Below are 20,525 nucleotides of genomic sequence, written 5' to 3' on the forward strand. Positions count from 1 at the left end.
ATGCCCGGATGCGTTTCTCGATCAATATCCCGAACTTCGGCGACTTCGCCGACCCCCGAAACGTGGCAACCGCCGCGGCGGCAGCCGAGGAGTCCGGGTGGGACGGGCTCTTCGTCTGGGACCACGTCCATTACCGGGGGTACTCGGGGCGGCCCTTCGGGGACGCGTGGATGCTGCTGACCGCGGCCGTGCTCGCGACGTCACGGATCCGGGTGGGGACGCTGCTCACTCCGGTGGCTCGCTATCGGCCTCAGCAGCTCGCGCGGCAGGTGGCCACCCTGGACAACCTCAGCGGAGGCAGGGTCGTCTTCGCCGCGGGGCTGGGTGGGCCGGTCGAGGACGAATACGGCAGCTTCGGCGACTCCACCGATCGACGTGTGCTCGCCGAGCGGCTGGACGAAGGGCTTGAGTTGTTGGGGCGGTTCTGGACGGGTGAGGCCGTCGACCATCACGGTCGGCACTACCAGGCGCGGAACGTGAGCCTGCAGCCCGCCACCGTGCAGCGGCCCCGGCCGCCGGTGTGGATCGGAGGATTCTGGCCGAACCGTCCGCCCATGCGACGGGCCGCGCGGTGGGACGGCGCGGTGCCTTTGTTCAAGAACGCCCTGCACGGAACCCCGCCGGACCCCAAGGACGTGCGGGAGTTGATCACCTATGTGCGCGATCATCGAGAAGGCGACGCCCAGCGCCCCTTCGACCTCGTCGTCGGCGGCGCCACTCCGGCGGACGCTGCCAAGGCCAAGGATGTGATCGGCCCGCTGCGCGACGCGGGTGCCACCTGGTGGGACGAACGGCAACTCGATCCCGGCCCCGATGTGGACTGCCTGGCTCCGGTGCTGCGGCGCATCGAGGCGGGGCCGCCGGTACTCAATTAGCTACCAGCGCCGCGGACCCTCCGGCCCGGGTGAGGATGGCCGGTTGTGGGACGTAACTGCGGTGCCCCCCGGCGGTCGTTGAGATCGTGTGAGCAATAACAAAGAACGCGCCCGGGGACGCCGTCTCCCTCGTGTATCAGTGCCGCCTGCCCATGTCCACGAGCACTGTTGTCCACCTCGCCGACCCGTTACGGACTCGTCTGAAGGCGGTCCGCTCCCCGTTTCGGATCCTGCCGCCGGGCCGGATCGCGGTGCTCGTGCTGGCGATGCTGCGGCACGACCAGCGCCTGCTGGATCTGGCCGGCGGCAACAACGTCGCGGAGTCCACGCTGCGCCGCTGGCGCGACGAGATGATCGGTCTGCTCGCCGCGAAGGCCGAACGGCTGGACCGCGCCCTGCGCAAGATAGCCCAGCGGGGCGGTGAGGTGGTGCTGATCGACGGCACCTTGATCCCCACCGTGCGCCGCACCGGGAAAGACGACCGGCCCTACTACTCGGGCAAGCACCACCGCCACGGCCTGCACTTCCTCGCCCTGACCGACGAGAACGACAGACTGATCTGGACCTCCGCCTGCCGGCCGGGACGCACCCACGACGCACCCACGACGCCACCGCCGCCCGCCGCGACAAGATCGTCGAACACCTCAAGGCCGCCGGCCTCGGCGCCCTGGCCGACCTCGGCTTCCACGGCGTCGACAAGCCTGACGACCCCGACGACCTGGTCATCGTCACCGGCTACAAGGCCACCCTGGCGAGAAAGCTCACCCCCGGCCAGAAGCAGGCCAACCGCCTCCTGGCCGCCGCCCGCGCCCCCGTCGAACACGGCTTCGCAAACCTCAAAGCGTGGCGCATCCTCACCGTGTGCCGACGCGGCAGCCCCAACCGCAGGCACCGGAGAGCGCGCGAGCGGCTTCTCTGCGATCGGGGTCCACCAGATGTGTGCGCCGTCGTGCCACTGCTCGACAACCGGGATCCGGTCGGCGAGCACGGTGGCGGACAGCGGGCGGGCGATGCCGGCCAGGACAGCCTTGGGGAGGGTCGACAGGCTCTGCGCCGGCGGCGGTGCAGGCGGTCGACCTGTGCGGGTACCCGCTGCGACCCGGCGGGAAGGCAATCCCGGTGCAGACCGTCGCCTGGGTGACGGCGTCCACGAGCGCGGAGAGCGGGTGCCCAGGCCGGCGCTGAGCTCCACCGCCCCGTCCTCTCCCGCCGGAACGGTCAGGGGACCGTCGTTCTGGACGATCGACCCGGCCTCCGACCGTAGTGACGGCGGCCGGGATTGCGTGACATGACCCCAGCGGTCGATGCCGACGAGCCCCGGCTGCGCCGGGTCTGTCCACTGAGTGAGGAGAGGCCCACGGAATCCATGAATTGCATAAGTTTGCAATTTCATAGATGCTGTGGGTGCTGTGTCCGCAGGTAGCCGCGGGCACGGCGCCAAACGTCAGCCCCGGCGCCCGGGGTGGCGAGAAGGGTGCGAGACCGTGCCGGTTCCGCTGTATCAGGCCAAGGCCGAGTTCTTCCGGATGCTCGGGCACCCCGTGCGGATACGGGTCCTGGAGCTGGTGCAGGACGGGCCGATGCCGGTACGGGATCTGCTGTCCGCGATCGAAGTCGAACCGTCCACGCTGTCGCAGCAGCTGGCGGTGCTGCGGCGTTCGGGGATCGTCACCTCCGTGCGTGACGGTTCAACCGTGGTCTATGCGCGGCGGATCTTGACCGAGGTCCTGGCGGGGCAGAACGAGCTGCTGAAGGAGCTGCGGGAGTCCGAGGTCCCGGCCTCGTGACCCTCCACACCTTCCTTCCTTCCCTGCTCGTGCGGGTCCGCTCGCTGCTGCCGACCCGGCGCGACTTCGCGGTCATGGGCCGCAGCCCCCGCCGAGATCTCCTGGCCGGACTGACCGTGGCGATCGTCGCTCTGCCGCTCGCGCTCGGCTTCGGGGTCTCGTCCGGTCTCGGCGCCGAGGCCGGACTGGTCACCGCCGTGGTCGCCGGCGCGCTCGCCGCACTGTTCGGAGGGTCGAACCTCCAGGTGTCCGGGCCCACGGGTGCGATGACCGTGGTGCTGGTGCCGATCGTTGCCCAGTACGGGCCCGGCGGCGTGCTGACCGTCGGGCTGATGGCCGGTGTCCTGCTGACCGGCCTCGCGCTGCTGCGGGCCGGGCAGTACATGCGGTATGTGCCCGCGCCGGTGGTGGAGGGGTTCACCCTTGGTATCGCGTGCGTGATCGGTCTCCAACAGGTACCCAACGCGCTCGGGGTGACCAAGCCGGAGGGCGAGAAGGTCCTGCTCGTGGCCTGGCGGGCACTCGACGACTTCTTGGCGTCCCCGAACTGGACCGCGATCGGCCTCTCGGCCGGCGTTGCGGCGGTGATGCTCGCAGGAGCTCGCTGGAAGCCGACGATCCCGTTCTCGATCGTCGCGGTGATCGCCGCGACGGTGCTCGCACAAGCCTTCCACCTAGGCGGGACGGAACCGATCGGAGATCTGCCCTCGGGCCTGCCCGCCCCCTCTCTCGCCTTCCTCGACGTCTCCGCGCTCGGCTCGTTGCTCGCCCCGGCCGTCGCGGTGGCCGCCCTGGCCGCTCTGGAGTCGCTGCTGTCCGCGACGGTCGCGGACGGCATGACGGTGGGGCAGCAGCACGACCCGGACAAGGAGCTGTTCGGGCAGGGCATCGCAAACCTGGCGGCCCCGCTGTTCGGCGGCGTCCCGGCCACAGCCGCTATAGCGCGGACCGCGGTAAACGTCCGTACCGGTGCCTCCTCCCGCCTGGCCGCGCTCACCCACGCAGCGGTGCTCGCAGTCATCGTGTTCGCCGCCGCCCCCCTTGTTTCGAGGATCCCCCTGGCGGCGCTGGCAGGCGTGCTGCTGGCGACGGCGATCCGCATGGTGGAGGTCGGCTCGCTGCGGGCGATGGCGAAGGCGACCCGCTCGGACGCCGTCGTACTGATCCTCACAGCCGCTGCCACACTGCTTCTCGACCTCGTCTACGCGGTGATCATCGGTCTGGTCGTCGCCGGAGCCCTCGCGCTGAAGGCGGTGGCAGGCCAGGCACGGATGGAACAGGTCGACTTCCGGCCGGATCTGCCGGGCGAGCACAGCGAGGAGGAACACGCCCTGCTGGCGGAGCACATCGTCGCGTACCGCATCGACGGCCCGGTCTTCTTCGCCGGTGCGCACCGCTTCCTCCTGGAGCTGTCCGAGGTCGCCGACGTGAAGGTGGTGATCCTGCGCATGTCGAGGATCACGACGATGGACGCCACCGGCGCCCTCGTCCTCAAAGACGCCGTGGAGAAGCTGCACAGGCGGGACATCGCCGTCATGACATCCGGTATCCGGCCCGGCCAACGCCAAGCCCTGGACGCGGTGGGCGCTCTGGACCTGCTCCGGCACGAGGGACGCGAGTACGCCACCACCCCGGAGGCGATCGCCGGGGCCCGCAGACACCTGGAGCAGGCAGGGCTGCTGCCCGGGAGGCACCGACCGCACCTCACCCGGAAGGCCACACGATGACATCCCCCGCCGACCGTCACAGGACCGAGGTCTCCGGCACCGAGGCCGTGTGGCTCCCCGCAGGATCCGGGGACGGACGGCTTGCACGGGGCCCGGGCGGCGAGCCGTCCCCACTCCATCACGTGTGCGGCGGGGGCGGACGACGGCTCTCTGCTACGCCCGCACCCCGGTGTCCGGGTGCCGCCTCGCCCGCACCGCGGCGGGACAGTGAATGTTCAGGTCGTGGCGGCCGCCCCGGGCGGCGCCCCGGCCCTGGTGGTCGAGCTGACGATGGGCTGGGCGGCACAGCCGTCGTCCGCACCGATGCGGACGGGCGCGGCAAGGCCGTCTACATCACTCTCCCCCTGTGAAGCCGAGGAACTGAGGAATGACGATGACGATCGAATGGCGGTACACCGCCCATGAGCATGTGGGCGTGCTGTCCCTGGCGGGATATCTCGGCGCGGACGCCACCGGCCGGTTCACCGGCGCCATCGGGTGGGCGCTCGCCCGCGGTACCGGCCCGGTCATCCTGGACCTGACCGGCCTCCTGGGCTGGTCGGCCGACGGGCAGATCGCCGTCGCCCGGGCAGCGCGCCACCTCGTCGAGAACGGCCGCCATCTGGAACTCGCGGCCATACCCGCGGACGGATCTCTCGTACCGGACGCCACGTGCCCTCCCGTCGCCGTGCACTGCGACCTCGCCACCGCCCTGGCCTCCCACGACGCCCGTGTCAGGGTCAAGCAGTGGCGCAGCGATGACTGGCCGGACACGAACGATCCGGCCGCACCCGCCCTCACCTGAACGCCAGCGACAGCGCCAAGGTCAACAGCCGGTCCTGAAGAGCGAGTTCCTCAAGAAGGTCTGAGCGGCGAAGCACCCTCTCGCGGGGGTCGGGGCGTCATCAAGGCCGCCCACCGGGCCCAGGAGTTGCAGGGATCTGCAATTGTGGAGGTCACAAGGTGCGAACAGGGGCGATCAGATGCCCTATGAAGGAACGGTTCTGGGTGGATGAGATGGGTACTCAAGGCAGGGGTACGCAGGTGAGCACACCGCTATACCAGCTGAAGGCGGAGTTCTTCAAGACCCTGGGGCACCCGGTCCGCATCCGCGTCCTCGAACTCCTGGCCGCACGCGAGCACGCGGTCGGCGAAATGTTGCCGGAGGTCGGAGTGGAGGCCGCGAGCCTGTCACAGCAGCTGGCTGTCCTGCGCAAGGCCAACTTGGTGGTCACCCGCCGGGAGGGCTCCACGGTGTACTACAGGCTTACCCACCCGCAGATCGCCGAACTGCTGCTGGTCGCCCGCGGCATCCTCTCCGGCGTCCTGCAGGGCCAGGCCGAACTGCTCGCCGACCTTCGCGCCACCAGCCAACCTTAGGCAGCCCATGGGGCGCAGGTCTCACCGGACCCGCGCCTCGCCTTCGGCGGCCTACCTCCGTCAGCGTGGGTTCAAGGCGCTTCTGACACCGGGTGACGGCCGCCCCTCACTTCTGGGCGTGCTGGCCGACGTAGAAGAGCAGCCACACGAAGCCGGCGAACAGGTGCGTGCCGAAGATGTAGAAGAAGGCCCTCAGCGCGATGCCCTTTTCCAGCCACCGCTCGTGCCTCGCCTCCTCGCTCTCCACGGGCTTGTCGTCCGTCATGACGGCTGATCTCCTATCCGAGTGTCGGTTCGTCCTGGGCTGGGGAGTGCGGGCGGATGAGCACCTTCACGCCGTGCTCGCCGACGTGCTCGAAGCGGACGATGACCGTTTCGCCGCGTCCGCCCGAGGCGGCTTGATACGGACATCGCCACCGATGGTCCGTGCCAGGCCCGCCACCGTGCGCAGCCCCTGCCCAGCGGCCCGATCGGCCTCGGCCAGCGTTACGGGGCGCGGGTCCAGTTCTGGGACGGCGGCGGCGTGTGGTCGCCACTTGGAGGGTGACCTCGGCTTCCGGGGACTGGTGGGCGCGGCGGACGGGGTTGGCGACGAGAGGCGCCGGGGGCATGGACGCGGCCTCGCACGAGACCGCGCCGCCATCCGATTCACTGGACATCTTCGCCGATGGCCACGCCGTGATCGTGGGCCACGCGCAGCGCGTCCTCCAGCTCCTCCTCGGCCTGCGCCTCTTCAAAGACGTCGTCAGCCTCCCTCGCGGCCCGGACACGAGCCCGCGCCATCCGGACCCGCTCCAGTGCCGCTTCCTCGAAACGAGCCACACCGCATCCCATCCACCGAATCCAGAACTAGCAAATTGCATAACTCTGCAAGTGTAGCGGGGTGGTTTCGAGTCTCGAGCTGCCGCATGGTGAGGTTCGCGCCAAGCGCACGGCTATCAGCGGCACCCGGCCGTCGGCGGTCGGCGCCACGGCCGGCCCCCGCCCCGCTCCCGGACGCCTTCAGTAGCCGCTCGAACTGCCACACCCGCAGGCCGGTGAACGTTTCCACCCACAACGGATCAGCCCCTCGATCGAAGTGCCCCTGGCCATCGCATGGGCATACTGGACTTCTGAGGCCGTGAAGGGAGTCGCCTTCCATTTCCCGGGCGTGCGATGTGTCGCGGGGCCCGAAACCCGTGGCTGGGGAGAAGGTTCGCGCCTCCATGTCCGAACGGAGCGCGCCATATGTCCGGTCCCGTGATCGTCGGTGTGGACGGGGCGCCCGAGGGCGTCGCTGCCGCCGCATGGGCCGCGCGGGAATCGGTGCTGCGAGGAGTCGGGCTGCGTATCGTCTACGCGGACCCGGGGCCGGGTGCCGGGACGGTGCAGCCCGGTAGCGCCGAAGCACGACGCCGCTGGGTCCAAGAGCTGCTGGACGAGGCCGCCGAGGCAGTGCGGCTCGAGCACCGCTCTCTGAACATCGAGACTCGTCATGTGTCCGGCCGTGCCGCCGAGGTCCTGGCCGACCAAGCGGCCGAGGCCGGTCTCCTGGTGCTCGGCTCACGCGGGCTGGGCGGGGTGCGGGGCTTCCTTCTCGGGTCGGTCGGCATGGCGACGATCAGTGTCACGGATCGACCCGTCGTACTCGTAAGGGCACCGAGGTGGTCGGACGGTCCGGACGGGGCCGCCCTGGCCGGTGGTACACGAGACGTGGTCGTCGGCGTGGACATCGACCAGTTCTTCGCCCCCCTGCTCGACTTCGCCTTCCAGGAGGCGGCGGCGCGGGGCGACGGGGTACTCGTCCTGTACGGGTGGTCGATTCGACCTGTGGTCCGCGACGCCTCGGCGCTCGTGGCGGCCGAGCGGGAGATGGGGCCCGACATCGCGCGGCGCCTTGCGGACGCCCTGAGCCCATGGCGGCGCAAGTTCCCTCCTCTGCGGGTCGTCGAACGAACGCCCGTCGGAGGCCCGGCGCAGCTGCTGCTGCGCGCCGCGGACAACGCGGACCTCGTGGTGGTCGGCCGATGCGTACGCAGGGGCTCTCTGGGCGCCCACATCGGCTCCGTCACCCACGCCGTGATGCACCACTGCCCCGTGCCCGTCGCCGTCATCGCTCATGATTGACGCGTTCGCCGCCAGGATCACGCCCCCGTCGCGGCCCGTCGCGCACACCGCCACGGCGGCCGGAGTGCTCGCGGGCGCGATGTGCCCGCTCCGACTGATCTCTCGTGTGTCGCGTGCGGGCTGTCCAGCGGCGGCGGTCAGGAGCCTCGGTCCATGAACATCGTGATCGCGGTGTCGAGTGCCTTGCTCGCCGCCGTGTGTTTCGGAGTCGGGTCGGTGCTGCAGCACGAGGCGGCGCGGCAGGCGCCGATGCGGAAGTCGCTTCGGCTGCAGCTCCTGCTCGATCTGGCGCGACGGCCCAGATGGCTCGTGGGGCTGGTGCTCTCCGTCTCCTCCTTCGCCTTCCTGGGCTTCGCGCTCGCTTTCGGCCCCTTGGTCCTGGTTCTGCCCCTGGCGGCCGCTGACCTCGTCTTCGCACTGCCGTTCCTGGCCTTGCGGCGTCGGCAGTCACTGACCCGTCTGGAGAAGACCGGGATCGTCTGCACCGCGGGGGGTGTGGCCGCGTTCCTGACAGTGCTGCCGCTCTCTCCCGGAACTGCTGTTCCGGCGGTGCATGACTGGGCTCCCGCGTTCGCGGCGGCGATCGGTGTCGTGGCACTGCTGGCGCCCATGGGAGCGTGGCGCCCCGGGCGAGCTCGGACGGCCGCGTACGCGGTCAGCGCGGCAATGATGCTGGCGCTCCTCGACGGCCTGACCAAGAGCACGGCCAGCCGGTTCCGGACCGGCGGTTTCGACGTACTCCTCCATTGGGAGCCATACGCGTTGATGGCGGTCGGAGTGACGAGTCTTGTCCTGTCGCAGAGTGCGTTCCAGGCCGGCTCCCTGGCCATCAGTCTGCCCATCATCGACACTCTGGAGCCGATCGGCGCCGTCGCGATCGGTATCGCCGTCTTCGGGGAGCAGCTCGCCCTCACAGGATGGGCTCTGACGGTGCAGGCGTTGGGCGCGGCGGCAGCCGTGACGGGCATCGTGCTCCTGGGGCGGTCGCCGCTGGCCACCACGGAATGATGCGGCGAGGGCCTGGAGCGGTCGTATGTGGCAGAGGTGGCGGGGCGGTCGGGCGACGCCACCACACCGCGGGACCTGCCCCGGTTGGCCGGGTGACGGCATCGAGGTGAGGCTGGAGGCAGGGGCTGAGCGAAGGAGAGCCGTGAGCGGACTGGTGATCGTGGGAGCGGACGGTTCGGCGTCGAGTCTCGTCGCCGTGGAGACGGCCGCCACGGAGGCACGGTGGCGCGGTGCGGGGCTGCGCATCGTCCACGCCTTCCGCTGGCCGCCGACGCAGATGCCGATGGGGCCGCCAGTGCCGCCGCCGGACGAGGACGAGATCTGGAGGATCGTGCAGGGTCTGGTCATGGAAGCAGTGGAACGGGCCAGGGCAACGGCGCCGTCGGTGGACGTCACGCACACCGTGGTGACGGGCGAGCCACTCACGGTGCTGGAAGCCCAGTCGCGTGCCGCGGAGCTGGCGGTCGTCGGCTCCCGTGGCATGGGAGGCTTCGTCGGGCTGCTGGTGGGCTCCACGGCGGTGCACCTTGCGGCGCACAGCCGATGTCCGGTGCTCGTCGTCCGCGAGCAGTCGGAGCCCACCGGGCCGGTCCTCCTGGGCGTCGACGCTTCCCTGGCCGGCGCGGCAGCGGTGAACTTCGCGTTTGCAGAGGCCGAGCTGCGCGGCGCCGGTCTCCTCGCCGTCCACGCCTGGACCACATGGAACGCCCCGGTGCCTCCGCCGCAGGATCCCGCCGAACCGTACGCGAGCAGCCCGGGCATGCTCGCCCAGTCCGAGGAGCGGCTGCTCGCCGAGGCGGTCGCCGGCCATCGAGAGAGGCACCCCGACGTCCCGGTCGAGCTCCGGGCCGTGCACCGTGCCACCCGCGAGGCACTCATCGAGGCGAGCAGTGCCGCGCAGCTTCTGGTCGTCGGCGCCCGTGGCCGCGGAGGTTTCGCGGGGCTGCTTCTGGGCTCCGTGAGTCAGGCGGTACTGCACCACGCGCACTGCCCGGTCGCCGTGGTGCGGTCCGGAGCGAACTGACCGCCTGACGCCGGCACGCCCTCGAAGGCGATGACCCTGCGCACCTGGCCGGGCCTGAGCATCGGTGTGCCCGCATCGAGGCCGTAGACGGTGCGGCCGCCGACGACTGGTGCGACGCTGGGACACGGAGGAGGTGTCATGGTCTCCGTCCGAGTCCTCTACGCGTCCGAGCATCACTCCACGCAGGAGATCGCCGACCGGATCGGCAAGCGATTGCGCCTGAACGGACACCCCGTGGAGATCCTGGCGCTGCGTTCGGCCTCCAACCAGTGGCCCTCGCAGAGCGGTGCGCTTGTGCTGGGCAGCGCGGTCCACGACGGCGCTTGGCTGCCGGCTGCGGAAGGCTTTGTCAGGAACAACGCTGATCGCTTGGGTGATCAGCCGACGTGGATGTTCAGCGTCGGCATGACCGCGGCTCTGCGCGGGCCGTTGCGCACGCTTGCCGAACGCATGGTGCAGCCGCGTATCGCTGCTCTCGTCGAGGTCGTCCGTCCTCGGGGTCACGGGCGCTTCTCGGGCGTGATCCGGCGTGAGCACCTCGACCGGAAGGGTGCCTTGTTGTTTCGGTTGCTCGGCTGCCGCTACGGGGACCACCGGGACTGGGCGGCGATCGACGCGTGGGCGGACGACATCGCCCGGGAGCTCGACACGTGACGAGCCAGCACGGGTCGGTGGACCGTCCTGGGCCGCTCGTCATTCGGTGACGCGGACCGCGAGCGCCGGGCGGATGGCGGCCGCGCGCCGTGCCGGGCCGATCGTGGCCAGGAGCGACGCGGCGAAGGTGGCCGCTGCCAGGCCGCCGATACTGGCCCATTCGACCGGGAATCCTCCTTCGAGGCCCTCGAACGCGGCGCTGTTGCTGTACATCAGCCAGGTCGTCAGGACGCCCAGCAGCGACCCGAGGACGATCCCTTCCACGGCGATGAAGGAGCTCTCCCACAGGAAGGACCGCTGGACGGTCCGTGCGCGGAAGCCGAGGGCCCGCAGGATACCGATGGTGCGGCGGCGTTCGCGTACGGCCCGGACCATGACGACGCCGAGGCCGGTGATGCCCACACCGAGCCCGAGGGCGAGGAAGCCCTGCATGAGGCGGAAGAAGGCGGTGCTGGAGTCGAACTGGCGGCGGATGTCCGACTCGATGGGCGTGGCGACCAGACTGGACGAGAGCTGCTCGCCCTGCAGTCGGGTCGCCAGGGCGTCGGGTGAGGTCCCGGGGCCGGTTCTCACCAGCGCGGAGGCGTTCTGCGCCTGGGCCCCGAAGAGCTCGCGCGTCGCCCGCTCGCCCAGCACCACGGGATACGTGGTCGAACTGGCGCCGGTACCGGGGTAGAAGACCCTGCCGTTGTCGAGCACGCCGGCGATGACCTTCTGTTCGCTGCGGCCCGTGCGGGGGTCCGTCAGGGCCAGGGTGTCCCCGGGGTCGTAGTAGTCGCCGGCCGGGCCGCCGGTGCTGCCGAAGAAGCCGTCCAGCACGACGTAACGGGAGTCGGAGGCGAGAGCCCGCCACACCGCGGCGTCGTCGGCCAGGCCGGGGAGCCGCTCCCGGAACGTGATGCCGGTGATCGCCCCGTCGGGCACGCCGACGACGGCGGTGTCCAGCGGTCGAGTGCCGCGGTGTCCCGGATCCGTGGCCCGCCCCGTGGCGTTGAGCAGCGGTGTCACGGCGGAGATCCCCGCGGCCGACGGGCCGCCGCTGAGATCGGAGATGAGCCGGTCGCCGGCGACCTGGGGGTTGTAGTCAAGGCGCAGGGAGTATCCGGCGGTGGCGTCGGCGACGACCCCGTCGACCCCGGCGCGCAGCACGCCCGAGATCTCCGTCAGGAGCACGAGGACGAACACGATCAGGGTGTACATCACCAGCGTCGCCCCGGTCCTGAACCGCTTGGCCAAGGGGTACGCGACCGCGAGGCGTGCTGCCAGGCCGCCCTCCGTGGGCCGCTGGAGGAATCGGCGTACGGGGCGGAGCAGCGTCTTCTGGTTGTCGCTGACGAGCACCACGGCGGAGAAGGCGGCCAGGGCGCCCTGGATGACGTACACGGACATCGACGGCGTGTCGAAGATCCGCGGGCGTACGACGGGTGCCAGGAGCGTCCAGACGAGAACGCCTCCCGCGACCAGGGTGGTGACCGTGTGACGGGGAAGGACCCGCAGCAGCGCCGGAGTCGCGAAGGCGAGGGCCAGCGCCGGCATGAGGTACGTCGCGTCGGGCTGGCTGCGCGCCACCGCGGGGACGGCCACGAACGCGCACAGGACGGCCAGGGTGGTGGAGACCGCGAGCAGACGGCGGCGTGGTCCCCGTCCCGGCGTGGCGGGGAGGTCGCGGATCGCGGCGATGATGTTGAACCTGCTGATCCGCACGCTGGTGGCGAGGATTGCCGCGAAGGCGATGAGCAGGCCCATGGCGAGCCCGTTGAGGACGCTCGTGGGGGTGACGGCGAAGGCGATCCGGATGCTGCTGCCGCCGACCGACCAGCCCTGGAAGATCTGCGCCGCCACCACGGCGACACCCCAGCCGACGGCGACCCCGATGGCCACGCCCGGCAGGGCGGACAGCAGCGCGTAGGTCGCCCCTTCCAGAGTGAAGGACCCGACGAGCCGCGAGCGCTTCATCCCCACGGCCCGCACCATGCCCATCTGGGACTTCCGCTCCTCGCCGAGCATCACGAAGATGTTCACCAGGAGCAGTGCGCCGGCGATGATGCTGAAGCTGCCGATCATGAGGAACAGGGCTCCGAGGGAGTCCCCGGCCTGTTTCGCGTCCCGCAGGACCGTGTGCTTCGGCGTGTCGATCGTCGTCTGGCCGGCGAGCGGTCCCAGAGCCTGCCGGATGTCGGCGGTCACCCGGTCGGTCAGGGCCTCGCCGCCTTCGACGCCGCCGCGATTGGACACGAAGGTGACCGAGCGCGGCTCCGCTCCGGCGCCGCGGGCGGCGGAGTCCAGGGCCTTCGGCGGCAGGAACACGTCGCGGTTCAGCCTGCCGCCCAGGCCCACACCGGCAAGACCCTGCTCCGGGACCACGCGCTCGACCCGGTACGTCTGCGGTGTTCCGAACAGGTACACCGTGATCGGATCCCCGGCTCCCACGCTCAGGGACCGGGCCAGCGGCTCGTTGACCACGACCTGGCCGGGCTTCGGGTTCGGTCCGTCGAGGCCCGAGTCGCCCCCCGCCGCACCGAAGCGGGAGGCCTCGTCGAAGTCGATCTGCCACGCCAGTACACGCGGTTCGGCGGCCGTGCGGTCATCCGTACCGCTGATGGCGGAAGCCTGGGCGGCGCGGGCGTTCAGGACCCCGTCGACGTCCGGATCGCCCGCCAGTACGGCCAGCCGTTCGGTGACGGCGCGTCCGGTCGGCCCGGGGGGCGCGACGACGCGCTCGTCCACCGGGCCCAAGCTGCGGTACGCCTCCTGCCGTACGGAGAAGTTCAGGGTGTCGCCGACGACCAGGGCCCCGATGACGATGGCCGTTCCGAGCATCGATCCGCCGATCACCAGCGCTGCCTCGGTGCGCCGACGGGCGACCTGCCGGAAGGCGAGGCGTCGTGACACCGGCTGCCGGACGGCGACCACCACGAGGGCGGCGAGAGCGAGGGCGAGGGCGATGAGCAGCGGGAAGAGGAGGTTCGGGTACATGGTCAGCCCGTGGGGAAGTCGCGGATCGCGGCGGGAGCGGCGACGGCCTGGCGGACGTCGTCGACCAGCTGCCCGTCACGCATCCGGATCAGTCGGGGGACGCGGGCGCCGATGGCGCTGTCGTGGGTGACCAGGACGATCGTCTGGTCCTCGTCCTGGTTGAGCTCGCACAGCAGGTCCATGACCTGGTCGGCCATCGCGCTGTCGAGGTTGCCGGTGGGTTCGTCCGCCCACACGATGGCCGGGCGTCCGGCCAGGGCGCGGGCGATGGTCACTCGCTGCTGTTCACCGCCGGACATCTCGCTCGGCCGGTGCTCGACCCGGTGGCCGAGGCCGACCCGGTCGAGCATGTCCAGAGCCCTGCGACGCGCTTCACGCGGCCGGGTGCCCACGAGCAGCAGGGGCAGTTCGACGTTCTCGACCGCGGAGAAGACCGGTATGAGGTTGAACGCCTGGAAGACGAAACCCATGGTGTGGGCCCGGTGCTCGGTGCGCGCCGCGTCCGGCATCGCGAAGAGGTCGTGGCCGTCGACCTCCACCCGCCCGGCGTCGATGTCGTCGAGTCCGGACAGGCAGTTCAGGAGCGTGGTCTTTCCGGAACCGGACGGTCCCATGACCGCCACCATCTCCCCGTGGCGTACGACGAGATCCAGGTCGAGCAGGGCGGTGACCTCCACGGAGCCCGTCCGGTAGATCTTGCGGACTCCGGTGGCGACCAGGAGTGTCCGGTCGGTGTTCATGCCTTCCATACCAACCTCCGGAAGGGTCGAGAGGCTACGGCCACCCGGGCCCGGAAGGGGGGCCGAAGGGTCCCATCGTCAGGTCACGAGGAGGCCCGCTTCGAGCGTGTTCGCCGCCCTGGTCAGGCGTCCGCGCTCGTCCGGGCGCGTCGTCGGACAGCGGTGGAGGCCAGCGCTCCCGCGCCCGTCGCGGTGAGGGCGAGGAGGACGAATCCCCAGGTGTAGTCGCCGGTGGCACTAACGACCGCTCCCATCACGAGGGGCGGGAAGAAGCCCCCGAGCCCACCCGCCGCTCCGACCACTCCGGTCACCGAGCCTACGCGCTCTGCCGGAACCAGACGCGCGACCAGCGCGAAGACGGCCCCTGACCCGGCTCCCAGGCCGGCGGCCATGCCCAGGAAGGCGGCCGTTCCCACGGGGATCAGCTCCGCCTCGAACGAGGCGACCAGGGCGCACACGGCGACGAGCCCGTACGAGGCCGTCAGCACCGGTACGGGACGGGTACGGTCCGACAGCCAGCCGCCCACGGGCCGCATCGCCACGGCGAGGACGACGAATCCAGCGGTCCGCAGTGCCGCGTCGGAGCGGCTGAGCTCGAAGGCCCGGGTGAGATAGGTCGGCAGGTAGACGCTGAAGGCGACGAACCCGCCGAAGGACACGGCGTACAGGAACGCCAGCTGCCATGTGGCGGCCGTACGCACGGCCAGTGCCGTCCGCGAGCGGAGCGACCCCGCCGCCGTCGCGCGGTCCGGCCTGTCCCTGAGCAGGAACCAGGCCACCGCGGCGTACAGGGCGAGGCAGCCGGCCACGAGATCGAAGGGGAAGGAACGTCCGACGGCATCGCCGAGCTGGACGGTGGTGAACGCCGAGAGTGCCGTCCCGCCGGTGCCGATGCCGAAGATTCCGAGGGCGACGCCCCTGCGTGCCGGCGGATACCAGGCGTTGACGAACGGGACGCCGACGGCGAAGGCCGTTCCCCCGAGTCCGAGGAGGAAGCCGCCCGCGAGGACCTCCGCCAACGAGTCGGCCAGATGCCCCAGGTACAGCACAGGAACGATCGTCAGCCCCGCGACACAGGGGAAGACCCGGCGTGCCCCCCAGCGGTCTGTCAGCGCCCCTGCGGGGATCCGTCCGAGCGCGCCGACCACCACGGGAACGGCGACCACCAGCGACTGCTCGAAGGAGCTGAGGTCCAGCTCGTCCCGGAGCCGTGGGCCGAGAGGGGCCAGCAGCGCCCATGCCCAGAAGCAGAGGGTGAACCCGGCTGTGGCGAGGAGCAGCATATGCCCGGGGCGCGGTGTGCGTGCGGCAGGCCGGCTTTCCGAATGCGGGACCATGGTGGCCTCCCGGCAGCGATGCGCGTGGGCGGCGTGAGCCGTGCGGTTCCACTCTCCGGCCGCCGGGCCCGCGGCTCCATGGGCCACGTGTTCCCATCTGTGACCGTCCGGCCCCCGGTCGGGGACCGGTCGGCCCTGTGCGCGCCTCCCGGGGCCGGGCAGGGTGGAATGGCGGACGGGCCGGCGCCAGGGGCGTCCCGTTCCTGCAGGCCAGGCCGCCGGGAGCGTGAGTGGCGATGATGTTCTGGTACGGCGACGGCATGAACGGATGGGGCTGGTTCGCCATGTCGGCCGGCATGGTGCTCTTCTGGGGCCTTCTCATCACCATCGCGGTGATGCTCTTCCGCACGCTGGACCGCGCCTCGGGGCGCCCACCGGGATCTCGGCCCGCCACCTCGGCCGAGCAGATCCTCGGCGAACGCCTGGCGCGCGGTGAGATCGACGAGGAGGAGTACCGCCGGCGCCTGACCGCCCTGCGCAGCGCGGAACCGTGAGCCCATGACCGGCCGGGATGCGGGCCGGAGCGTGGCCGGTCACCCTGGGAGCATGACCGGTCGGACGCCCGAGGAGCCGGGCCCACGCCCTGACGCGCTCCGTGAGCTGACCGAACGGCACGGAGGACGTGGGAGCCTGCTGCCCGCCGCGCTGGAACGCGCCAGGTCGGGCACCGCCGAAAGCCCCGAGGCGTGGGCTCCCCGAGTCGCCGAGGCAGCCGGGCTGCCGGCCGTCGCGGGTCTCGGTCCCGCCACCTTCTTCGCCGATCTCGCCGCCCCGCGCGGCGAGCGGCACGTGCGGGTGTGCACCGCGACGGCATGCTTCGCCGCGCGGGGCGGGGAGCATCTGGACGAGGTCGAACGCGCTCTCGGCGTGGCGGCCGGCACGGTCGACGAGACGGGTTCGACCTCGCTGCAGACCGTGCACTGCCTCGGCTACTGCTACGCGGGCCCGGCCGCCCTCGACGGCACCCTGCCCCGCACGGGCCCGGACCTGGGCGACCAACTCGGCGGGAAGGCGGAACCGAGCGCGCCGGACATTCCCGCGACGGACACCACCGGGGCGCCCGTCCTGCTCGCCGGGATCGTGGGAGGGCAGAGCGCCTGGGACGTCTGGCGCGGGGCGGTGGCAGACCTCCGGCCCGAGGACGTACGGGAGGAGGTCGCGGCCTCGGGGCTGCGCGGTCGAGGTGGCGCGGGATTCCCGGTGGCGGCCAAGTGGGCCGCGGCGGCAGGGAAGCGGGAGACGGTCGTGGTCGCCAACGGGGACGAGGGCGACCCGGGCTCGTACGCCGACCGACTGCTCATGGAAGAGGACCCCGACCGGGTCCTCACGGGCCTCGCCCTGGCCTGCTTCGCCTGCGGCGCCCGGCGCGGGACCGTCCTGGTGCGCTCCGAATACCCGAAGGCCATGGCCCGGCTGCGCAGGGCGGTCGAGAGCGCGACGCGGACGGGAGACCTGGCCCTCTCGGCCGAGACGGCCGGTCCCCGGCCGTTCGTCGAGATCGTCGAAGGAGCCGGTTCCTATGTCGCCGGCGAGGAGACCGCCCTCATCGCCCGCCTCGAAGGCGCTCGCGGCTGTGCGCGCCCCAGGCCCCCCTATCCCACGGACCACGGCCTGTGGGACGAGCCGACCGTGGTCAACAACGTGGAGACCCTGGCGGCCCTGCCCTGGATCGTCGCCCACGGCGGAGCGTCCTACGCCCGACGCGGCGTACCGGACGAGACCGGCACCGAACTGGTCTGCCTGTCCGAGCGGTTCGCCAGGCCCGGGGCCTACGAGGTCGAACTCGGCACTCCAGTGGGCGAGATCGTCACCCGGTTCGGCGGTGGCCTCAAGGGTGGCCGCCAGCTCGTCGCCCTCCAGATCGGCGGCCCTCTGGGTGGTTTCCTCTCCGGGCACGCGCTCGACGTTCCGCTCACCACGGCAGCGCTCGCCGGGCAGGGTGCCGCCCTCGGACATGCCGGCATGGTCGCCTTCGACACCGGCACCGACCCGTACGCACTCCTCCGGCACGTATGGGAGTTCGCCGCCGACGAGAGCTGCGGAGCGTGTTCGCCCTGCCGGGTCGGTACCCGGCGGGGGCTCGAACTCGCCCAGGGCCGGGACGGGCCGGGGGAGACCTACGAAGGTCTGGCGAAGCTGATGGGCGAGGCAAGCCTCTGCGCCTTCGGCCGCCGTGTCCCCGCCGCCGTCCGAAGCCTGGCCCGCGCCTTCGGGCCGTCCCTGGAAGGATGGGACCGATGATCCGGCTCCAGGCCGATGGCATCGCGGTCGACGTTCCCGTCGGAGCCTCGCTGCTCGACGCGGTGCGTGCCACCGGAGCCGACCTGCCCACCCTCTGCCACGACGACCGTCTCCGGCCGGCGGGCTCCTGCCGGACCTGCCTGGTGCACGCCGACGGGCGGACGGTCGCCGCGTGCGTCACGCCCGCGACGCCGGGCCTCACCGTCGACACCGCCGACGAGGCCGTTCGCGATCTGCGCCGGGACGCGGTCGCTCTGATCGCCTCGGCGCTCCCGCCGCACGCGCTCGGCGACAGCGCGCACAGTGAACTGGCCGAGGCGTGCCGGGACCTGGGGATCCCGGCGGACATCGCGGCCGGTGACCCCACGCGCGGGCGGGACGAGAGCCACCCGTACGTCCATCTCGACCGTGACCTGTGCATCGCCTGCGGGCGCTGCGTCCGGATGTGCTCCGACGTCCAGGGCACGTTCGCGCTCACCCTCACCGGACGCGGTGCCGACACGGTCGTCGCACCGGGAACCGGCGGCCCCTGGGCCGAGTCCGACTGCGTGTCCTGCGGCGGCTGCGTCGACACCTGTCCCACGGGGGCGATCACACAGCCGGGACCCGGTCAGGGCCTCACCTCGCGGCAGACCCCCACGGACCGCGTGCGCACCACCTGCGGCTACTGCGGAGTCGGCTGCACCCTCGACGTCGTCGTCCGCGAAGACCGTGTCGCCGCGGTGCTTCCAGCCCGGGACGGGCCCGTCAACCGCGGCCACGCCTGCGTCAAGGGCCGCTTCGCCCACGGGTACCTCGGCTCCGCCGCACGTCTCACCGAGCCCCTGGTCCGCGAGAACGGAGCGCTTCGATCCGCGAGTTGGACCGAGGCGATCGCCCTGGTCGCCGACGGACTGCGCGCCGCGGTACGTGCCGGCGGCCCCGACGCGGTCGCCGCGATCTCCTCCGCCCGTGCCACCAACGAGGAGAACTACCTCGTCCAGAAGTTCCTGCGGACCGTCATCGGCACCAACAACGTCGACAACTGCTCCCGCCTCTGCCATGCCCCCTCCGCCGCGGGACTCACCGCCTCCTTCGGACGTGCCGGGGGCACCGATCCCTTCGACGACGTCGAGACCGCCGACTGCCTCCTGGTCGTCGGCGCCAATCCCGTCGAAGCCCACCCCGTCGTCGGCGCCCGCCTCCTCAGGCGGGCACTCGCGGGTGCCTCCCTGGTCGTGGCCGACCCCCGGGCCGTGGGCCTCGCCCGTCATGCCGACGTGCACCTGCGTCCCCGCCCCGGTACGAACGTCGCCCTCTTCCACGGTCTCGCCCACGTCCTCGTCGACGAAGGCATGACCGACCCTGAGTTCCTCGGCGCCCGCGCCACCGGACTGGACGAACTCACCGAGCTGCTGGCCGACTACCCGCCCGAACGGGTCGCCGAGATCACCGGCGTCCCCGCCGACGACATCAGGAGAGCCGCCCGGCTCTACGGCCTCGCCGAGCGGCCGGCCGTCCTGTACGGACTCGGGGTCACCGAACACCTCCACGGCACCGACGGCGTCCGGAGCCTGGCGAATCTTCCCATCCTGCGCGGGGCCGTCGGCGGCACCGGCCGCGGGTTCGGCATCAGCCCCCTTCGCGGCCAGAACAACGTGCAGGGCGCCTCCGACATGGGCGCCCTGCCCGATCTGCTGCCGGGCTATGGCCGTGTCATCGACCCGGAGGCCCGCGCTCGCGCCGAGGCGGCGTGGGGGCGACCGGTCCCCGAGCGGCCGGGCATGCGCATCCCCGAGATGTTCGCGGCGGCTCGGGAGGGCCGGCTGCGCGCGCTGTGGATCATCGGCGAAGACGTGTGCGCGACCGATCCCGACAGCCGACACGTCGCCGAGGCCCTCGACGCCTGCCCGCTCGTCGTCGTCAACGAGCTCTTCCTCGGCGAGACCGCCCGCCATGCCGATGTCGTCCTGCCCGTGGCCTCCTGGCTGGAGAAGGACGGGACCTTCGTCAACTTCGACCGCCGCTTCCAGCGGGTGAGGCAAGCGGTGGCTCCGCCCGGAACGGCGCGCTCCGACTTTGAGGTCGTGCACGCCGTGGCCGACGCCCTCGGTGCCGACCTCGGCTGCCCCACCCCGGCGTCCGCTCTCGCCGAGTGCGGACGCGTGACGCCTCTCTTCGCCGGCCTCTCGCACGAGCGGATCGACCAGGAGGGGGCAGTGCCCTGGCCCTGCCCAGCACCGGACCGGCCGGGCGAAGGCACCTTGTACGTCGACGGGTTCGCCACGCCCGACAGGCGCGCCCATCTGGCGGCGCCCCCCTATCTCCCGCCCGGCGAGGCGCCGGACCACGACTATCCGCTGGTCCTCGTCACGGGGCGCCGATGGGCCCACTACAACTCCGGGAGCATGACCCGGCACGGTGGCAACCTCCTTCTCGACGCGTACGACCACCTGGACCTGCACCCCGAGGACGCGGCCCGTTACGGGCTGCGGGACGGCACTCCCGTGACCGTCGAGAGCCGTCATGGACGGGCGCGACTCGTCGCCCGTGTCGGGACGGAACTCGCCGCCGGGCAGGTCTTCTGCGCGTTCCACTTCCCGGCCAGCGGCGTCAACTCCCTCACCTCGGAGCACGCCGACACCGTGACCTCGTGTCCGGAGTACAAGGTCACGGCGGTACGGCTGCGGCCGACGGTGTCCGGCGACTGAC

General features: G+C 71.6%; 18 protein-coding genes and 2 pseudogenes. 14 read left to right on the forward strand and 6 right to left on the reverse strand.

Annotation, left to right across the window (positions count from 1 at the left end; translation table 11 throughout):
* The first annotated feature begins 8 nt into the window (after positions 1-8).
* From ACIA8N_RS12420 to ACIA8N_RS12450, 7 genes and pseudogenes are all read left to right on the forward strand, one after another.
* Entirely contained in the window at positions 9-875 is an 867-nt protein-coding gene (locus ACIA8N_RS12420) for an LLM class flavin-dependent oxidoreductase (protein WP_365780187.1), read from the forward strand.
* A gap of 350 nt (positions 876-1,225) precedes the next feature.
* Positions 1,226-1,393 (forward strand): annotated as a pseudogene (locus ACIA8N_RS12425) (IS5/IS1182 family transposase); the annotation flags it as partial.
* Between the two features lie 113 nt (positions 1,394-1,506).
* Positions 1,507-2,016 carry a transposase family protein gene (locus ACIA8N_RS12430; RefSeq protein WP_365780367.1) on the forward strand — a complete coding sequence of 170 codons (510 nt, stop codon included), beginning with the start codon at positions 1,507-1,509 and terminating at the stop codon, positions 2,014-2,016.
* Positions 2,017-2,359: 343 nt separating this feature from the next.
* Entirely contained in the window at positions 2,360-2,662 is a 303-nt protein-coding gene (locus ACIA8N_RS12435; protein ID WP_365780188.1) for a metalloregulator ArsR/SmtB family transcription factor, read from the forward strand.
* 74 nt (positions 2,663-2,736) lie between these two features.
* Entirely contained in the window at positions 2,737-4,389 is a 1,653-nt protein-coding gene (locus tag ACIA8N_RS12440; RefSeq protein WP_365780368.1) for a SulP family inorganic anion transporter, read from the forward strand.
* A 367-nt stretch (positions 4,390-4,756) separates the two neighbouring features.
* Complete coding sequence (locus ACIA8N_RS12445; RefSeq protein WP_365780189.1) at positions 4,757-5,173, forward strand: STAS domain-containing protein; 417 nt, start codon at positions 4,757-4,759, stop codon at positions 5,171-5,173.
* 239 nt (positions 5,174-5,412) lie between these two features.
* Positions 5,413-5,748 carry a metalloregulator ArsR/SmtB family transcription factor gene (locus ACIA8N_RS12450; protein ID WP_365780190.1) on the forward strand — a complete coding sequence of 112 codons (336 nt, stop codon included), beginning with the start codon at positions 5,413-5,415 and terminating at the stop codon, positions 5,746-5,748.
* 106 nt (positions 5,749-5,854) lie between these two features.
* Here ACIA8N_RS12450 and ACIA8N_RS12455 read toward each other — a convergent pair whose 3' ends face one another.
* The 3 genes and pseudogenes from ACIA8N_RS12455 to ACIA8N_RS12465 all read right to left on the reverse strand — a co-directional run.
* Positions 5,855-6,013: a DUF6126 family protein gene (locus ACIA8N_RS12455; protein WP_365780191.1), complete on the reverse strand. Its 159-nt coding sequence runs from the start codon at positions 6,011-6,013 to the stop codon at positions 5,855-5,857.
* 383 nt (positions 6,014-6,396) lie between these two features.
* Entirely contained in the window at positions 6,397-6,570 is a 174-nt protein-coding gene (locus ACIA8N_RS12460) for a hypothetical protein (RefSeq protein ID WP_365780192.1), read from the reverse strand.
* A 137-nt stretch (positions 6,571-6,707) separates the two neighbouring features.
* A pseudogene (locus tag ACIA8N_RS12465) lies at positions 6,708-6,805 on the reverse strand (IS5/IS1182 family transposase); the annotation flags it as partial.
* A gap of 170 nt (positions 6,806-6,975) precedes the next feature.
* Between ACIA8N_RS12465 and ACIA8N_RS12470 the strand changes: the two are divergent.
* From ACIA8N_RS12470 to ACIA8N_RS12485, 4 genes are all read left to right on the forward strand, one after another.
* A complete protein-coding gene (locus ACIA8N_RS12470; RefSeq protein WP_365780193.1) occupies positions 6,976-7,854 on the forward strand; it encodes a universal stress protein in 879 nt (292 codons plus the stop codon).
* A gap of 153 nt (positions 7,855-8,007) precedes the next feature.
* Entirely contained in the window at positions 8,008-8,862 is an 855-nt protein-coding gene (locus ACIA8N_RS12475; protein ID WP_365780194.1) for a DMT family transporter, read from the forward strand.
* 142 nt (positions 8,863-9,004) lie between these two features.
* Entirely contained in the window at positions 9,005-9,886 is an 882-nt protein-coding gene (locus tag ACIA8N_RS12480; RefSeq protein WP_365780195.1) for a universal stress protein, read from the forward strand.
* A gap of 138 nt (positions 9,887-10,024) precedes the next feature.
* The gene (locus ACIA8N_RS12485; protein WP_365780196.1) at positions 10,025-10,540 is read left to right on the forward strand and encodes a flavodoxin domain-containing protein; all 516 of its coding nucleotides are present in this window, start codon (positions 10,025-10,027) and stop codon (positions 10,538-10,540) included.
* A 39-nt stretch (positions 10,541-10,579) separates the two neighbouring features.
* Here ACIA8N_RS12485 and ACIA8N_RS12490 read toward each other — a convergent pair whose 3' ends face one another.
* The 3 genes from ACIA8N_RS12490 to ACIA8N_RS12500 form a co-directional block, all read right to left on the reverse strand.
* Complete coding sequence (locus ACIA8N_RS12490; RefSeq protein ID WP_365780198.1) at positions 10,580-13,516, reverse strand: FtsX-like permease family protein; 2,937 nt, start codon at positions 13,514-13,516, stop codon at positions 10,580-10,582.
* A 2-nt stretch (positions 13,517-13,518) separates the two neighbouring features.
* The gene (locus ACIA8N_RS12495) at positions 13,519-14,256 is read right to left on the reverse strand and encodes an ABC transporter ATP-binding protein (protein ID WP_399416228.1); all 738 of its coding nucleotides are present in this window, start codon (positions 14,254-14,256) and stop codon (positions 13,519-13,521) included.
* Positions 14,257-14,378: 122 nt separating this feature from the next.
* Positions 14,379-15,539: an MFS transporter gene (locus ACIA8N_RS12500; protein WP_365780200.1), complete on the reverse strand. Its 1,161-nt coding sequence runs from the start codon at positions 15,537-15,539 to the stop codon at positions 14,379-14,381.
* Positions 15,540-15,829: 290 nt separating this feature from the next.
* On the opposite strand from ACIA8N_RS12500, the gene ACIA8N_RS12505 reads away from it, so the two are divergent.
* The 3 genes from ACIA8N_RS12505 to fdhF are packed head-to-tail and all read left to right on the forward strand — an operon-like array spanning position 15,830 to position 20,524.
* The gene (locus ACIA8N_RS12505) at positions 15,830-16,087 is read left to right on the forward strand and encodes an SHOCT domain-containing protein (RefSeq protein WP_365780369.1); all 258 of its coding nucleotides are present in this window, start codon (positions 15,830-15,832) and stop codon (positions 16,085-16,087) included.
* A 52-nt stretch (positions 16,088-16,139) separates the two neighbouring features.
* Entirely contained in the window at positions 16,140-17,834 is a 1,695-nt protein-coding gene (locus tag ACIA8N_RS12510) for an NAD(P)H-dependent oxidoreductase subunit E (protein ID WP_365780201.1), read from the forward strand.
* Positions 17,831-20,524 (forward strand): formate dehydrogenase subunit alpha, encoded by a 2,694-nt coding sequence (gene fdhF, locus ACIA8N_RS12515; RefSeq protein ID WP_365780202.1) that lies wholly within the window; start codon positions 17,831-17,833, stop codon positions 20,522-20,524. The genes ACIA8N_RS12510 and fdhF overlap by 4 nt, the downstream gene beginning before the upstream one ends.
* Position 20,525 lies beyond the last annotated feature (1 nt).

It is taken from the genome of Streptomyces sp. NPDC051822 (assembly GCF_044452745.1).
Classification (GTDB): Bacteria; Actinomycetota; Actinomycetes; order Streptomycetales; family Streptomycetaceae; genus Streptomyces.

Excerpts from the sequence above, each read along its gene's own strand:
- ACIA8N_RS12440 (WP_365780368.1), top strand. The coding sequence starts at position 2,737 with ATGGGCCGCAGCCCCCGCCGAGATCTCCTGGCCGGACTGACCGTGGCG.
- ACIA8N_RS12495 (WP_399416228.1), bottom strand. The coding sequence starts at position 14,256 with ATGAACACCGACCGGACACTCCTGGTCGCCACCGGAGTCCGCAAGATC.
- ACIA8N_RS12510 (WP_365780201.1), top strand. The coding sequence starts at position 16,140 with ATGACCGGTCGGACGCCCGAGGAGCCGGGCCCACGCCCTGACGCGCTC.
- ACIA8N_RS12420 (WP_365780187.1), top strand. The coding sequence starts at position 9 with ATGCGTTTCTCGATCAATATCCCGAACTTCGGCGACTTCGCCGACCCC.
- ACIA8N_RS12500 (WP_365780200.1), bottom strand. The coding sequence starts at position 15,539 with ATGCTGCTCCTCGCCACAGCCGGGTTCACCCTCTGCTTCTGGGCATGG.
- ACIA8N_RS12505 (WP_365780369.1), top strand. The coding sequence starts at position 15,830 with ATGATGTTCTGGTACGGCGACGGCATGAACGGATGGGGCTGGTTCGCC.
- ACIA8N_RS12475 (WP_365780194.1), top strand. The coding sequence starts at position 8,008 with ATGAACATCGTGATCGCGGTGTCGAGTGCCTTGCTCGCCGCCGTGTGT.
- ACIA8N_RS12490 (WP_365780198.1), bottom strand. The coding sequence starts at position 13,516 with ATGTACCCGAACCTCCTCTTCCCGCTGCTCATCGCCCTCGCCCTCGCT.
- ACIA8N_RS12485 (WP_365780196.1), top strand. The coding sequence starts at position 10,025 with ATGGTCTCCGTCCGAGTCCTCTACGCGTCCGAGCATCACTCCACGCAG.
- ACIA8N_RS12445 (WP_365780189.1), top strand. The coding sequence starts at position 4,757 with ATGACGATGACGATCGAATGGCGGTACACCGCCCATGAGCATGTGGGC.
- ACIA8N_RS12455 (WP_365780191.1), bottom strand. The coding sequence starts at position 6,013 with ATGACGGACGACAAGCCCGTGGAGAGCGAGGAGGCGAGGCACGAGCGG.
- fdhF (WP_365780202.1), top strand. The coding sequence starts at position 17,831 with ATGATCCGGCTCCAGGCCGATGGCATCGCGGTCGACGTTCCCGTCGGA.
- ACIA8N_RS12470 (WP_365780193.1), top strand. The coding sequence starts at position 6,976 with ATGTCCGGTCCCGTGATCGTCGGTGTGGACGGGGCGCCCGAGGGCGTC.